Origin of the sequence: Micromonospora inaquosa, from assembly GCF_003857055.1 — a bacterium.
Classification (GTDB): domain Bacteria; phylum Actinomycetota; class Actinomycetes; order Mycobacteriales; family Micromonosporaceae; genus Micromonospora; species Micromonospora inaquosa.
Window position 1 is genome coordinate 35,252 of sequence record NZ_QGSZ01000233.1, and the last position, 15,562, is coordinate 50,813.

Below are 15,562 nucleotides of genomic sequence, written 5' to 3' on the forward strand. Positions count from 1 at the left end.
ACCCGGGTCAGCCATTGTGAAACGATCGAGGCCATGCCGAAGAAGGTCGACCACCAGGAGCGACGCACCCTCATCGCGGACGCGTTGATGCGGGTCGCCGCGGCTCAAGGGCTGGAAGCGGTCAGCCTCCGACACGTGGCCGCTGCGGCCGGCGTGTCCGCCGGCATGGTCCAGCACTACTTCCGGACCAAGGACGAGATGATGACGTTCGCGTTGAGCGTGGTCCGCGAGCGCAGCCAGATCCGGGTCACCGAGGCGGTGGCCCGGCTGGGTGCGAACCCACCGCCTCGGCTGCTGCTGCGGACCCTGCTCGCCGCGTTGCTGCCAGTCGACGCGCACACCCGCGACGACGGGCGGGTGGCGCTCGCGTTCCTCGCCTACACGGCGGTACGTCCGGCCGCCGGGACCGGCCTGCGTGAGGGCACCCGGCAGCTCACCGAGTTCATCGCCAGCCTCCTACCGGACCGGCACGACGCCTCCGCCGCGGCCGGTCTGCTGGCGCTGATGGAAGGGCTGGGGGTCTACCTGCTCGGCGGGCAGTACACCGCCGAGCAGGCGCTGGGCGCGCTGGACGCCCAGCTGGACCTGCTCTTCGGCGGGTCGGCGGCCGGCTGAGCGGTAGTGGTCGTACCGGGCCCTCAGCAGCGCGGCACGTTCGGGATGTAGCCGTCGTAGCCGGTCAGCACGAAGGCGTCGGAGACGTAGCGGTTGGTGCCGATCCGGTTCCAGACGGCGGTCGTGCCGTACGGGCCGGTGACCGTGCTGCCGACGGCCTGGCAGTAGACGGCGACGGTGGCGCCGTCGGTGACCGAGCCGACGACCGGGTAGCTGACACCGGGGCCGGAGCGCACGTTGAGGCTGGACGCCGTGGCGATCACCGTGCCGGAGCCGATGCCGGTGATCCCGTTCACCAGTTGCAGGTAGTAGGTCCAGTTCCAGTTCGGGCCCGGGTCGGTGTGGGTGGCGCCTGGCACCTCGTGGTGGGCGATGATGTGCGCCCGGTCCTTCGGGATGCCGTACTTGGTGGCGAGGCTGCGGGTGAGCGCGGCCGAGGCGCGGTACATCGCGTCGGTGAGCCAGGCGGGATTGTCGACGTACCCCTCGTGTTCGATGCCGATCGACTGGGTGTTGTAGGTCCAGTTGCCGGCGTGCCAGGCGATGTCCTTCTCCCGTACGGACTGGGTGACGGCCCCGTCGGAGGACCGGAGGGTGTAGTGCGCGCTGGCCTGGGCCGCCGGGTTCTGGAACCAGCTGACGGTGCCCGAGTACGAGCCCTGTGCGGTGTGGATGACGATGTGGGTCACCGGGTGGCTGCCGGGTCGACTGGCCACCGTGTAGTTGCTCGTGCTGGCCGGCGCCCACGCGGCCGGCCCGTAGTCGGTGCTGAGGGTGCCGATCCCGCCGAGCACGGCGGCCCGCTCCAGGCCACCCCGCCGGGGTGCGACCGGCCGCCCGGCCACCGCCTCGCCGCGCCCGGTGAACCCGACCCGCAGCAGGTCGTAGACGGTGTCGGCGTAGAGCCGCGCGACCGACGCCTCGCTGCTTCCGCCGTACCGGGCGACCGGTCCGTACCAGACGTTCACGTCGTCGCGTGTCGCGGCGGTGAGGCCCGCCTGATCGGCGTACGAGCGCAGCACGGCCGCCGCACCGAGCACGTTCGCCGTCGGTTCGGTGCGCAGGGCGGCCGGACTGAGCCGGGTGAGCGCGGCAGCCTCGTCCAGGGTGCGTACGCCGGGGTTGCTCGCCAGGTGCATCAGCCCGTGGCCGCCGGCCGCGCTCGGTGTGCGGGCGTGCATGTCCAGCCGAGACTCGGCGTACCCCAGCGCCACCAACAGGTCGCGCGGAACGTCGTACCGCGCGGCGGCGGTGTCGAACGCGGTGGCCAGCGGGGCGGCCGGCGCTGGCGTCGCACCGGGATCGGCGATGGCCGGTGACCCGACCGCGAGGACTCCGGTCAGGGCGGTGGTCAGGGCGAGCAGGATCCGGCCTCGGTGGATGCTTCGAACGGACATGAGCACTCCCTTGCGGTGACTGAGGTTGGCGGCCGGTGGGCCGCCAACCTCGGCGGTCGAACTCGTCAGCACCAGCCGTTGACCGGACCGTTCACACCCGTCGACAGGTAGGCGTCGGACACCCAACTGCCGTCGCTCAACCGGTTCCAGAGCGCCGTGGTGCCGTACCGGCCGGTGTGGGACGTGCCGTTGGCGGAGCAGGAGATGGTGACCGTGGCGCCGTCGGCCACCGAACCGAGCGAGCCGTACCCGGTTCCCGGGCCGGCCCGGCGGGTGAGCGCCCCACCGCCGTTGGCGTCGACCACCCCCTGGTTGAAGCCGAGCGCGCCGTAGTTGTAGAGGCCCGCTCCGGCACCGGCCCAGGCCGACCCGTGCCGCGCCCCGCCCTGGTAGGCGGCGGCTCCGTTGTTCAGCACCCACTTGCCGATGTCGTGGCCGGCGATCGGCACGTACGCGCTGTTCTGCCGGAGCCCGAAGTGGACGTGCCGGCCGTAGGCGGCTCCGCCGCAGGTGACGTCGGTGCCGGTGTTGCCGAGCACCGCACCCTGGCCGACGCTGGCGCCGTTGACGGAGATGCTGTTCCAGAGGTGGTAGTAGTCGGTGGAGTAGCCCCGGTCGTGAATGACCCGGATCCACCCCTGACACATCGTGTACGCCGCTCCGGCCCGCGCGGCGCGGACCACCTGGTCGCCGCCGGCCAGGTCGACCGAGCTGTACGGTGACTCGGTTCCGCCCCAGCCGTGCGGGCCGCTGGTGAGCGTCCACGTCTGGCCCACACCGAACGGCAGGGCCATTCCGGTCCGGTAGTCGCCGCCCGCGTACATCGGGGCCGGGGTGGTGGTGAGCACGCTCCTCTCCTGCGCCGTCGTCAGGGGCGACTCGGCGGCCAGCGCGCCGAAGGCGGCCTCGCCGTCGAAGGCGATCCGCCACCCGGCGGGCTCGGACCGGGCGATGAAGATCGACCCGGTCGGGTGGGCGTCCTCCTGGCGGGGCGCGAGCGCGACGGCGGTGCCGAACGCCCACCGGCCGCTGGTGCGGCTGACGGTGACCCGGGTTTCGGGTCGCGCGGCGGCTGCGGACAGCTCGGCGGAGCCGAGCAGCTTGGCGGTCACCGCGTCGGTGAGCGCCGGGGTGACGGCTGCTGCGGCGGCGCTGGGCGCGGCCCCGATCAGGCTCGTGACCATCAACAGGGCTGCGGCTGCGCCGCCGGCCAATCGTCGACCGTGTCTCATCGTGCCCTCGCTTTCGATGGGGTCCAGGCCGGAACGATGGAGCGCTCGCGGCCACTGAGGGGTGGGTGATGGTGGCTTTGACCAGGGGTTATCGCCCAGTCACGGAGACGGGTGTAAATATTGATGCTGATTGTTGTGTAGTAAACCGTCGAAGTCAACGCACCAATCGAAGGTTTCCTACATCGCCTGATTTGACGGATTGCCATCCACGCCAAGGCGCACAGGTGCCCGGACGGCCGGGCCGGATCGGACCGTCAGGTGAGCGGCGACGGCGACTCGGCGCCGGGGATCACCAGCGTCGGCGCGCCGGACCCGTCCGCCGCGACGCGCCGCATGCTCGACCAGCTCCAACCACGCGCCGTCGACGTCGACGCGTCCGCTGTACCAGGCCCTCTACCACCACAACGCCGACGTCGTGGTGTGGGGGGCGCACAACCACGTCTACGAGCGGTTCGCCCGGGTGAACCCGGCCGGTGGCGCCGACTCCAGCCGGGGCTGCGCAGCTTCGTCGCCGGGATGGGCGGCGCGGGCCACTGACCCACCCCGTCGATCTTGCACTTTCTGTCCCGACTTCTGCCGCGTAAGCCGCATAACGTCGACACAAAGTGCGAGATCGCGGAGTCGGTTATCCACGCGAGTGGCCCCTGACCGCGGAGCGGTCAGGGGCCACCTACGTGCTTGTCCGGCGTCAGCGGGCCGTGCCGGCGCGACGCTTGTTGTAGACGTCGAAGGCGACCGCGACGAGCAGGACGAGACCCTTCACCACCGACTGGGTCGACTGGTCAATGCCCATCAGCTGCATACCGTTGCTCATCACCGCCATGATCAGACCACCGACCATCGCGCCGACCACGGTGCCCACGCCACCGGTGACCGCCGCGCCGCCGATGAAGGCCGCAGCGATCGCGTCCAGCTCGAACATGTTGCCAGCGGCGGGCTGGGCGCCGTTGGACCGCGACGAGTAGATGACGCCGGCCACCGCCGCCAGGAAGCCCATGTTGACGAACATCCAGAAGTTGACGGTGCGGACCTTCACCCCGGACAGCGCCGCCGCCGACAGGTTGCCGCCGATCGCGTAGACCTGGCGACCGAAGACGGTCCGCCGGGTGAGCAGGCCGTACACCAGCACCAGGACCGCCAGGATGATCAGCACGATCGGCAGCCCTCGGGCGTGCGCCAACTGCCACGCGAAGTACATGAGGACCGCGCCGACCAGCACGACCCGGGCGACGAACAGCGGGAACGACTCGACCGGCTGCTGGTAGCGGATACGCGCCACGCGGGTGCGGAAGCCGCTCACCGCGTAGCCGGCCACGGCGATGGCACCGATCAGCAACGTGAAGGCGTCGAAGCCCTCCCCGCCGAGCAGGCCGTTGAGGAAGCCCGCCGCGACCTGCTGGTACTCGGAGGGGAACGGCGACAGCGAGATGTTGTCGAGCACCCGCAGGGTGAGACCCCGGAACAGCAGCATGCCGGCCAGGGTCACGATGAAGGCCGGAATGCCCGCGTACGCCACCCAGAACCCGTGCCAGGCGCCGACCGCGACACCGACGACCAGCGCGGCCACGACGCCGATCCACCAGGGGTGACCCTGCTGGATCACCAGGACGGCGGAGACCGCTCCGGTGAGCGCGACGACCGATCCGACCGACAGGTCGATGTGCCCGCCGATGATCAGGATGACCATTCCGATCGCGAGGACCAGGATGTACGAGTACTGGAGAACGATGTTGGTGATGTTGCCGGGGCTCAGCAACACCCCGTCGGTCAGGACCGCGAAGAGGGCGACGATGACGACCAGGGCGACGTAGATCCCGCTCTGCCGCAGGTTGTTCAACACCAGCGCCCGCAGGTCGTTCGTCCCGCCGTGCAGGGCGGCGGTGGGCGTGCTGTCCGGGGGCGTGGGGCGCTCCGTCGAAGGGGTCTTGATGCTGGTCATCCGACGAGCTCCTTGTCCTTGGTCATCAGCTCCATGAGGCTCTCCTGAGTCGCCTCGGCCACCGGCATCTCGCCGGTGATCCGGCCGGCGGCGAGGGTGTAGATCCGGTCGCACATTCCGAGCAGCTCCGGCAGCTCGGAGGAGATGACGATCACCGCTTTACCGGCCGCCACCAGCCGGTTGATGATTGTGTAGATCTCGTACTTGGCGCCGACGTCGATCCCGCGGGTGGGTTCGTCGAGGATCAACACGTCCGGATCGGTGAACAGCCACTTCGACAGCACCACCTTCTGCTGGTTGCCGCCGGAGAGCTTGCCGACCACCGCCATGACGCTCGGCGTCCGGATGTTCATCTCCTTGCGGCTCGTCTCGGCAACCTTGATCTCCTCGTTGCCGTTCACCCAGCCCAGGCGGGACAGCCGGTCCAACGCGGCGGCGGACACGTTGCGCCGCACGTCGTCGATGAGGTTGAGGCCGTAGCGCTTGCGGTCCTCGGTGACGTAGGCGATGCCGTTGTCGATCGCCTCGGCGACGGTGCGCGCCTGCACCTCCCGCCCGTGGACGAAGAGTCGGCCCCGGATGTCGCGCCCGTAGGACCGACCGAACACGCTCATGGCCAACTCGGTGCGCCCGGCCCCCATCAGGCCCGCGATGCCGACGACCTCACCGGCGCGTACGGACAGGCCGACGCCCTCGACGACCATCCGGTCCTGGACCGGGTGCCGCACCGTCCAGTCCTCGATGCGGAGGACCTCGTCACCGGGAGACGACTCGCGGTCGGGGTAGAAGCTGTCCAGGTCGCGCCCGACCATGCCCCGGATGATCCGCTGCTGGCTCACGTCGTCGGACTTCATGTCGAGGGTCTCCACCGCCCGCCCGTCGCGGATCACCGTGGTGGAGTCGGCGATGGCGGTGATCTCGTTGAGCTTGTGCGAGATCATGATGCAGGTGATGCCCTGCTCCTTGAGGGCCCGCAGCAGGTCGAGCAGGTGCGCCGAGTCGATGTCGTTGAGCGCGGCCGTCGGCTCGTCCAGGATGAGCAGGCGCACCTTCTTCGACAGCGCCTTGGCGATCTCCACCAGCTGCTGCTTGCCGACGCCCAGCTGGATGACCGGGGTGACCGGGTTCTCGTGCAACCCGACGGACGCCAGCAGCTTCGCCGCTTCGGCGTTGGCGAAGTTCCAGTCGATGAGCCCGCTGCGGCCACGCCGCTCGTTGCCGAGGAAGATGTTCTCCGCGATCGACAGGTACGGCACCAGGGCGAGCTCCTGGTGGATGATGACGATGCCGTTGGCCTCGCTGTCGCGGATGCCGCGGAACTGCATCGGCTTGCCGTCGAAGAAGATTTCGCCGTCGTACGAGCCGGACGGGTAGACGCCGGACAGCACCTTCATCAGGGTGGACTTGCCGGCGCCGTTCTCACCGCAGATGGCGTGGATCTCGCCGCGGCGCACTGCGAGGGTGACGTCCTCCAGCGCGGTCACGCCGGGGAAGGTCTTGGTGATGCGACGCATCTCGAGGATGGTGTCGTCCATGGTCACTGTCCTCCGTCAGGTCTGGACGCGGTACACGCCCAGGCGTCGGGCCCGGCGGTGACCGCCGGGCCCGACGAGTGGCTTACTTCTTGGCCTGACCGGCGGCGACCTCTTCCGCCGTCCAGTAGCCGGAGTCGATCAGCGTCGCCTTGATGTCGTCCTTGTAGACGGTCGCGATCGGCAGCAGGTACGACGGGACGACCTTGACGCCGTTGTTGTACGTCTCGGTGTCGTTGGCCTGCGGCTGCTTCTTCTGCAGGAACGCCTCGGCCGCGTTCACGGCCTGCTCGGCCAGCAGTCGGGTGTCCTTGAAGACGGTGGAGTTCTGCACGCCGTCGTTGATCAGCTTGATCGAGGCGATCTCCGCGTCCTGGCCGGTCACCACCGGGAGCTTCTTGGCGCCCTTGCCGTAGCCGGCGTTCTGCAGGGCGGTGATGATGCCGCGGGAGATGCCGTCGTACGGCGACAGCACCCCGTCGACCTTCGAGCCGTCGTTGTAGGCCGAGGTGAGCAGGTTCTCCATCCGCTTCTGCGCGGTCTCCTGCTGCCACCGCAGGGTGGCGACCTGCTCGGGGGTGGTCTGCTTGGACTTGACGATCAGCGTGCCGTCTTCGACGAACGGCTTCAGGGTGTCCATCGCGCCGTTGAAGAAGTACTGGGTGTTGTTGTCATCCAGCGACCCGGCGAAGAGCTCGACGTTCAGCGGCCCCTTGGCCGTGCCCTTCGAGCCGTCCTTGTTCAGCAGGCCGAGCCCGACGAGCAGCGCGGTGCCCTGGGCGACGCCGACCTTGTAGTTGTCGAAGCTGACGTAGAAATCGACGTCCTTGCTGCCGCGGATCAGCCGGTCGTAGGAGATGACCGGGATCTTCGCGGCTGCGGCGGCCTGCAGCTGGCTGTTGAGCGCCGTGCCGTCGATCGCCGCGATGACCAGAACATCAGCGCCCTGGGTGATCATCTGGTCGACCTGCTGCGACTGCGTGGGGATGTCGTCACCGGCGTACTGGAGGTCGACCTTGTAACCCTTGGCCTCCAGCTTCGACTTGACCGCGTTGCCGTCGGCGATCCACCGCTCCGAGGTCTGGGTCGGCATCGACACGCCGATGGTCAAATCGCTGGGCTTGTCGCTGCTGGTGTCGCCACCGCTGCCCGCACCCCCGCCGCTGCACGCCGCCAAACTCAGCGCCAGTGCCGCGCCGCCGAGAGCAACCAGGAATTTCCTGCCCACGGGCTTCTCCTCTCTGGACTCCCCCGCCGACTGCCGGGGCCAACTGTCATCTTTCGGGTAGTGTTAGCGCTCACAAACATTGCGTCAACACCTGATCCGAAATACCGGTGTCACGGTCTCGTAACGGAGCATCCGGGCGAGCGTAGCCATCCGGCCGAGCGACCGGAAGAGCAGGACGCGACAACTCAGCGTGGTCGGCACAGCACCCGACAGCACGATGCCCGCGGACGACGACTGTCGTCCGCGGGCACCAGCACTACTGCCGGATCAGGTGGGTCGCCGGCACCTCGGGGGTCGGCGGACCCGATCGGCTACCGCTGCGACCACCGCTGGTTCGCCGCACCGGTGCAGGTCCAGAGGATCACCGTGGTGCCGTTGGCCGTGCCGTTGTTGTTGACGTCCAGGCAGAGCCCCGACTGCGCGCCGCTGATCGTGCCGTTGGCGTTGACCGTCCATTGCTGGTTGGCCCCGCCGTTGCAGTCCCAGATCTGCACCTTGACGCCGGCCGTGGCGTTGAGGGGCGCGTCCAGACACTTGCCGAGGGCCTGCAGGGTCTGACCGCTGCGGGTCCAGCGCTGGTTGGCGGCGCCGTTGCAGTCCCAGATGACCGGCTGCGTGCCGTTTGCCGTGTTGCTGTTCGGCACGTCGAGGCAGCGACCGGAGGCGGCGCTGGCGTACGCGCTCGACGTGGTCGGCGGCGGCGTCGTCGGAGGAGTCGTTCCGCCACCGCTGACCCGGTACACCACCGTGCCGTGCGCCGGGACGCTGGCGCTGATGGTCCCGCTGCTGGAGCTGGTGCCACCGGTCCACGCGTCCACCAGAGTGAACGACGAGCCGGACTTGCCGATGGCCGCGGCCGTGGTCGAGATCGTCGTCGTCGAGCCGCCCTGGTTGAAAAGGGCGACGGCGACGTCACCGTTGGCGAGCCGCTTGGCCAGCACCCGACGCGTGCCGTCGAACGACACCTGCGTCCCCTGCAACCCGAGCGAGTCCTGGTTGATCGCGATCAGGTTGGCGTTCTTCAGGATGGTCTGCGTCGCGGAGTTCATGTTCCGCACGTCGTTGCCGGCGATCAGCGGAGACGCCATGATCGCCCACATCGCGAAGTGGCTGCGCATCTCCGTGTCGTTCATGCCGCCGCGGCCGACCTCCATCATGTCCGGGTCGTTGAACCCACCCGGCCTCGCGTACGACGCCAGCGGAACGGTCACGTTGATGATGTTCTGGATGCCCATCGGGTAGCCGTTGCTCTGGCCGGTGTCCCACGCGTTGGTGATGTCCTCGGTGGTTCGCCACATGTTGGCCACGTCGCCCCAGTTGCGCTGCGGGCCGGTCTTGGCGTGGATGCTGTTGGAGTTGATGCTGTAGACGATCGGCCGGCCGGTGGCGGCCAGCGCGTCACGCATCTTGGCGAAGGTGGTCACCTGGTCGTTGATGCTGCCCTCCGGCGAGCACCAGTCGTACTTGAGGAAGTCGACACCCCAGGCGGCGAACTGGCGGGCGTCCTGCACCTCGTGACCCCGGCTGCCGGTCGCACCGGGGTAGGCGCCGAAGTACTGCGCGCACGTCTTGTCGACCGGCACCTGGTAGAGGCCGAACTTCAGGCCCCGGGCGTGCAGGTAGTCGCCGAGCGCCTTCATTCCGCTGGGGAACCGGCCGGGGTCGCCCTGGATGTTGCCGGAGCTGTCCCGGTTGGGGTTGAACCAGCAGTCGTCGACCACCACGTACTCGTAGCCCAGGTCCCGCATACCGCTGCTGACGATCGCATCCGCCGTCTGCCGGATCAGCGCCTCGTTGATGTTGCAGCCGAACGAGTTCCACGAATTCCACCCCATGGGGGGAGTCCGCGCCACGCCGTTGTCGAGTGCCTGCGCCGTCGGGGCGCGAAGGCCGACCAGAGCGCCGGCGAGCAGTATTCCGGCCGCCAGTACGCTCCCCCAGCGACGACCTCGGGTAGTGCGGTTCATCGAGCCTCCTTGTCGGTGGCGCCCGCCCGTGACTACGATCGCCGGTTGGTGCGCCGATAGTCGTACGCCAATTTTTGTTAGCGTTAACAGAGACGCTCATCATGTTACGGCGACATTTCACGAGGTTCAATACCTTCACGGCGTCGTATCGCCCGAGGTCGATTGACTACACACGGCAACCCATAGAGTCACGTCATACCGGCGGCAAAGGCCGGGAATTGGCGCACGCGGGCGCGAGCCCGCCACCCCGCTCAGCGGGGAGCGGCGGGACTGACGCTGGGTGCTCCGGCCGTCAGCGACGCGGTGGAGCGACACTCTGGCGGGCCACCAGAGCCGGGGCGACGGTCTGCCGCAGCGCCCCACCGGTGCCCGACTCGATCTGGGACAGCAGCATCTGCAGGCTCGCCCGCGCCACCGCGTCGAAGTCCGGTCGGACGGTGGTCAGCGGCGGAATGAAGTACGCCGCCTCCGGCACGTCGTCGAAGCCGACCACACTGATCTCGTCCGGCACCCGCCGGCCGAACTCGTGCAGCGCCCGCAGCACGCCCAGCGCCAGATGGTCGTTGGCGGTGAAGACGGCGGTGACCTCCGGCATCCGCGCCAACATCTGCCCGCACCGGTAACCCGACGCCGCGGACCAGTCCCCCGGCATCGGCGGCGGCGGATCCAGCCCGGCGGCCAGCAACGCCTGCCGCCAGCCGTCGATCCGGCCGACGCTGTCGAACCAGTCGGTCGGCCCGGAGACGTGCCAGACGGTGCGGTGCCCCGCGTCGAGGAGATGTTGCGTCGCCGCCCGGGCGCCCGCCACCTGGTCGACCGTCACCAGCGGCACCGGCCGGTTCGGGTCACCGTCGACGGTGACCAGTGGGACATCCTTGGGCAGGCGCTCCAGCGCCTCACCGGCCGACTCGACCGGGGCGATGACCACGATGCCGGCGACCCGGTGCGACAGGTGCCGCTCGACAGCCGCCGAGATGGAGCGGTGGTCGAGGTTTCGCACGCTGCCGACACTGACCGCGAAACCCTCTTCGGCGGCGGTCTGCTCCAACGCGGCCAGCAGCGACGCCGGACCGTAGAGCGTCGTATTCTGCGCGACCACACCGATGACCTGCGATCGACCAGTCACCAGGGCGCGTGCCGCGCCATTGGGGCGGTAGCCGAGTTCGGCGATCGCCGCGCGTACCCGAAGCCGGGTCTGCTCACGGACGTTGGGGTGCCCGTTCAGCACCCGCGACACCGTCTGATGGGAGACACCGGCGAGACGAGCAACGTCCGTCATCGCGGGACCGTGGACGGCCATTTCACTCCCCCCGCTACATCGCCGGCCCGCAGCCCGTCGACGTCGACTGGAGCGGCCCGGCCCGATCCCCCTCGCTCAGTCACCACGCCGGTGCTGAATCCCAGGTGACCAGCGCTGGATCGCCGATAGTCTACGCCAGCAACCGCTCTGAACACGGCACGGCTCTGTCGGGACTGCGCGACGCGCCGAAGCCGTGCAACGCGGTGCCCACCGGGACTACGCAGCCAACCGGTACGACGCACGGCCCCCGACGTGGTACGCCGGCCTGCCCTCGCTCCTGGACAGAGCGTGGAGCAGGCCGGCGAGGACCTGACACGGTGGCGCGGACTCGACATGTCACCAGGCATGTGTTGCCAGCGCCACCGGTCAGACCGATGGTGGTGTGACCGGCGTCACGGGGTGGTCAGGTCGAATCGCCGCACGGTGACCGCGCCACCGAGCGCCTGCGTTGCGTGGTTGAAGATGGCGAACCGGTAGCCCATGAAGAACTGCCAGTTGTTCGCCAGTGTCAGGGCGTTGCCGAACGAGGTGAAGTTGACCCCGTCGGTGCTGTACGAGAAACGGGCCTGCCGGCCGGATCCCGGTCTGATGTCGGCGTTGGCCCGCAACCAGATCCGGCCACCGGAGACGGCGGTGCTCGCCACCTCGCTGCCGGTGCTGGTGGTGTTCCAACTGCCGTCCATCGTCAGGCCGTTCTGCATGACCAGCCTGGTGGAGCCGTTGTCCCGGCGGACGCCGATCCAGGCCGACGAGTTGCGCAACACCGCCAGGCCGGTGCGATCACCGTCGCGCATGGTGGAGTAGTCCAACTCGATGGTCGCTGTCGAGGTGGGGCCCTGGATCCGGTGGGTCAGCGTGTTGCGCGCCTTGTACAGGTCACCGGTGACGGTGGCGGTCTGGAGGTTCAGGCCGTTGTTGACCGACCACTTGCTGTTGTCCGGGTTGTGGTTCCACTCCCACTGCGGGCCCAGCGTGGTGCCGGCGAAGGTGTCGGTGCCGGTGAGCGGCTTGACCGCCCGGGGCGGCGCCGGCAGGTTCGGCTTCGGGTACGTGCTGCCCCACGCGCCGTTGACCGTCTGCAACACCGGCCAACCGTCGCCGGTCCAGGTGATCGGGGCCAGGGCCGGCATCCGACCACCGGGGTACGCGTCGACGAAGGACATGTAGTACCAGTCGCCGTTCTGGGTCTGCACCAGACCGCCCTGGTGCGGCACACCGCCGCCGGAGATCGGACCGGGCAGGTTGAGCAGCACCTGCCGCTGCTCGTACGGGCCGAACGGACCGTTCGTGGACTTCAGCACGTACTGGCCGTTGGCCGGGCGGGTGAGCCAGATGTAGTAGGCGCCGTTGCGCTTGTAGAAGCGGGCGCCCTCCAGCGTCCCGATGCTCGACGGCGTCTGGTACACCTGCTGGGCGCGCACCTGCGACTTCCCGTCGGCGGACAGCTGGGCCACGCTGATGGTGCTGTTGCCGTACGCCACGTACATGGTGTCGTTGTCGTCGATCAGCATCCCCGCGTCGTAGTAGCAGTTGGGGATGGTGGTGTGCTTGCTCCAGGTGCCGTCGACGGCGGACGCGGTGTAGATGTGGGTCTGCGCGAAGTCGATGCACCCGGCCCAGTAGTACGTCCGGTTGCTCGGCCGGTAGTTCAGCGTCGACGCCCAGATCCCGTCGACGTACGCGTTGCCACCGCTCATGTCGTACTTCGAGCCGAAGTCGAGCCGGGGCACGGCGTGACCGGCGTACTCCCAGTTCACCAGGTCGTAGGAGCGCAGCACCGGCGCGCCCGGCGAGTAGTGCATGGTGGACGACGTGAGGTAGTACGCGTTGTCGACCCGGATGATGTCGACGTCGGCGAAGTCCTGCCAGATCGCCGGGTTCGAGAAGGTGCCGTTCGACGGGGGCGGCGTGGTGGGGTTGCCACCGCCGTCGACGCGGACGAACTGCCACTGCTGGTTCGCGCCGTTCCAGTCGTCGTACTGCACGATGTTTCCGCCGTCGGCGGTCGAGGCGCCCTGCACCTCCATCACCTTGTTGCTGTTCCGGTTGATCAACCGGACGTAGCCGCCGTCCGAGTCGGCCAACCGGAACTGCTGGTTGCTGCTGTTGTTGTCAGTCCACTGCACGATGCTGCCGCCGTTGGCGGTCGAGAAGCCCGAGACGTCCAGCACCTTGTTGGACAACCGCGACTTCACCCGGTAGTAGCCACCACCGGAATCGACGAACTGCCACTGCTGCTGGTTACCGTTGTTACGGGTCCACTGCGTGATCCGCGCGCCGTCGTTGGTCGCCAGGTTGTAGACGTCCAGAGCCTTGCCGCTGTTGCGGTTCACCAACACGTACCAGGCACTGGTGTCGACCGTCGCCGCTGACGCGGGCGCCGAGGCGACGGCTGCGGCCGCGCCACCGACCACCAGTGTCATCGCGGCGACAGCAAGTCTCGACAGCCACCCGCGCCGACGTGGCGCACCCCGGGGAACCCGACCGATGGAAAACATGATCCTCCTCTGCTGACGCGAACCGAGCGATCTGGGTCGGCGTCCGCGGCACCGGGCGGGGCACCGAGCTGACCGACGTCCGGCCATGTGATCGCTAACACCGCCAGCCCGACAGTCGCGGCGATGAGCTGCCGCAACCGGGAGAGGTGGAACGCGCGCGTGGCCGGACAGTCAAAGACATCGACCATCTTGGCTATAGACTGTGAGCGATAACATGCTGTTAGTCAAGCCGTAACACGGCCGCCTCGCGTCACGCCAGGACCACGCGCGAACGGGTGGTCCACCCAGCCCGCAGGCAGGGATGGACCACCCGTGTCGAGAGCGATCAGGCCGCGCGAATCAGAAGCCGCGGGCCAGCCGGTAGTAGGCCTGGTTCCAGCGGAGTTCGTCGGCGAAGCGGCGGGGCTCCGTCTCGGCGTCGATGACGACGAGCTCGGTGCGGCTCATCTCCGCCAGGTCGTGCAGCTCCTCCACGCCCACCGCCTGCGACAGCACCGTGTGGTGCGGGGCACCCGCGGTGATCCACGCCTCGGCCGAGACCGGCAGGTCGGGGCGCGGACGCCAGACGGCCCGGGCGACCGGCAACCGGCGCAGCGGCTGCGGCGGGGACACCACGTCGATCTCGTTGGCCACGAGCCGGAACCGCTCCCCCATGTCGGACAGGCCGAGCACGACGGCCGGACCGGGTGCCGCGTCGAACACCAGCCGGACCGGGTCCTCCCGGCCACCGATGCTCAGCGGATGGATCTCCACGTTGGGCACGTCCGACGCGATGGTCGGGCACACCTCCAGCATGTGGGCGCCGAGCACCAGCTCGTTGCCCGGGGTGAGGTCGTAGGTGTAGTCCTCCATGAACGAGGTGCCGCCACTCACACCCACCGACATCGCCTTGAGGGTGCGGACCAGGACCGAGGTCTTCCAGTCACCCTCGCCGCCGAAGCCGTAGCCGTCCGCCATCAGCCGCTGCACGGCGATGCCCGGCAGCTGACGCAGCCCCCCGAGGTCCTCGAAGTTCGTCGTGAAGGCCCGGAAACCACCCGCGTCCAGGAAGGCACGCATGCCCAGCTCCAGGCGCGCGGCGTAGCGCAGCGAGTGGTGCTGCTCGCCGCCGGGCAGCAGCTCGCCGACGATGCGGTAGGTGTCCTCGTACTCCTTGACCAGGTCGTCCACCTGCGCGTCGGTGACCTCGCCGACCACCTCGATCAGGTCGTTGACGCCGTAGGTGTTGACCGAGACCCCGAACCGCAGCTCGGCCTCGACCTTGTCGCCCTCGGTCACCGCGACGTCGCGCATGTTGTCACCGAAGCGGGCCAGGCGCAGCGACCGCATCGCCGACCAGCCCAGCGCCGCGCGCGCCCACGCGCCGACCCGAGTGGTCACCCGCGGGTCGCTGACGTGCCCGGCCACCGTCTTACGGGCCACACCGAGACGCGTCTGGATGTACCCGAACTCGCGGTCGCCGTGGGCGGCCTGGTTCAGGTTCATGAAGTCCATGTCGATGTCGTTCCACGGCAGCAGAACGTTCGCCTGGGTGTGCAGGTGCAGCAGCGGCGTCTGCAACGCGTCCAGACCGGAGATCCACATCTTGGCCGGCGAGAACGTGTGCATCCAGGCGATCACCCCGACGGCACCCTGAGCGGCGGCGTCCCGGCAGACCTGCAGGATCTCGCCACTGTTGGTCAGGACGGGCTTCCAGACCACGCGGGCGGGAATCTGCGGCGAGTCGTCGAGCGCTGCCGCGATCTGGCGGGACTGCTCAGCCACCTGGCGGAGCGTCTCCTCGCCGTACATGCCTTGGCTGCCGGTGAGGAACCAGATCTCGGGTTCGGTGTGTGGTGCCATGGGGTTGCCTTC

General features: G+C 68.9%; 10 protein-coding genes. 1 reads left to right on the plus strand and 9 read right to left on the minus strand.

The features are described 5' to 3' along the window. Positions 1 to 33: 33 nt before the first annotated feature. Positions 34 to 615: a TetR family transcriptional regulator gene (locus DLJ59_RS19945; protein WP_124774152.1), complete on the plus strand. Its 582-nt coding sequence runs from the start codon at positions 34 to 36 to the stop codon at positions 613 to 615. 23 nt (positions 616 to 638) lie between these two features. On the opposite strand, the gene DLJ59_RS19950 is transcribed toward DLJ59_RS19945, so the two are convergent. From DLJ59_RS19950 to araA, 9 genes are all read right to left on the minus strand, one after another. Further along, the gene (locus tag DLJ59_RS19950) at positions 639 to 2,012 is read right to left on the minus strand and encodes an N-acetylmuramoyl-L-alanine amidase (RefSeq protein ID WP_124774153.1); all 1,374 of its coding nucleotides are present in this window, start codon (positions 2,010 to 2,012) and stop codon (positions 639 to 641) included. Between the two features lie 65 nt (positions 2,013 to 2,077). Further along, a complete protein-coding gene (locus tag DLJ59_RS19955; protein WP_244236133.1) occupies positions 2,078 to 3,244 on the minus strand; it encodes a peptidoglycan DD-metalloendopeptidase family protein in 1,167 nt (388 codons plus the stop codon). Between the two features lie 688 nt (positions 3,245 to 3,932). Next, positions 3,933 to 5,183, minus strand: a complete 1,251-nt coding sequence (gene mmsB, locus DLJ59_RS19965) for a multiple monosaccharide ABC transporter permease (protein WP_124774154.1) — start codon at positions 5,181 to 5,183, stop codon at positions 3,933 to 3,935. Continuing rightward, positions 5,180 to 6,718 carry a multiple monosaccharide ABC transporter ATP-binding protein gene (mmsA, locus tag DLJ59_RS19970; RefSeq protein WP_124774155.1) on the minus strand — a complete coding sequence of 513 codons (1,539 nt, stop codon included), beginning with the start codon at positions 6,716 to 6,718 and terminating at the stop codon, positions 5,180 to 5,182. Before mmsA ends, mmsB begins: the two co-directional genes overlap by 4 nt. An 82-nt stretch (positions 6,719 to 6,800) precedes the next feature. Next, positions 6,801 to 7,943 (minus strand): multiple monosaccharide ABC transporter substrate-binding protein, encoded by a 1,143-nt coding sequence (gene chvE, locus DLJ59_RS19975; RefSeq protein WP_124774156.1) that lies wholly within the window; start codon positions 7,941 to 7,943, stop codon positions 6,801 to 6,803. Positions 7,944 to 8,254: 311 nt separating this feature from the next. Beyond that, on the minus strand, positions 8,255 to 9,910 hold the full coding sequence (locus DLJ59_RS19980) for a glycoside hydrolase family 27 protein (RefSeq protein ID WP_124774157.1): 1,656 nt from the start codon (positions 9,908 to 9,910) through the stop codon (positions 8,255 to 8,257). Between the two features lie 292 nt (positions 9,911 to 10,202). Further along, positions 10,203 to 11,189, minus strand: a complete 987-nt coding sequence (locus DLJ59_RS19985) for a LacI family DNA-binding transcriptional regulator (protein WP_208648774.1) — start codon at positions 11,187 to 11,189, stop codon at positions 10,203 to 10,205. A gap of 413 nt (positions 11,190 to 11,602) precedes the next feature. Beyond that, entirely contained in the window at positions 11,603 to 13,708 is a 2,106-nt protein-coding gene (locus DLJ59_RS19990; RefSeq protein WP_124774159.1) for a family 43 glycosylhydrolase, read from the minus strand. 339 nt (positions 13,709 to 14,047) lie between these two features. Continuing rightward, positions 14,048 to 15,550, minus strand: a complete 1,503-nt coding sequence (gene araA, locus DLJ59_RS19995) for an L-arabinose isomerase (RefSeq protein WP_124774160.1) — start codon at positions 15,548 to 15,550, stop codon at positions 14,048 to 14,050. Between the last annotated feature and the right edge of the window lie 12 nt (positions 15,551 to 15,562).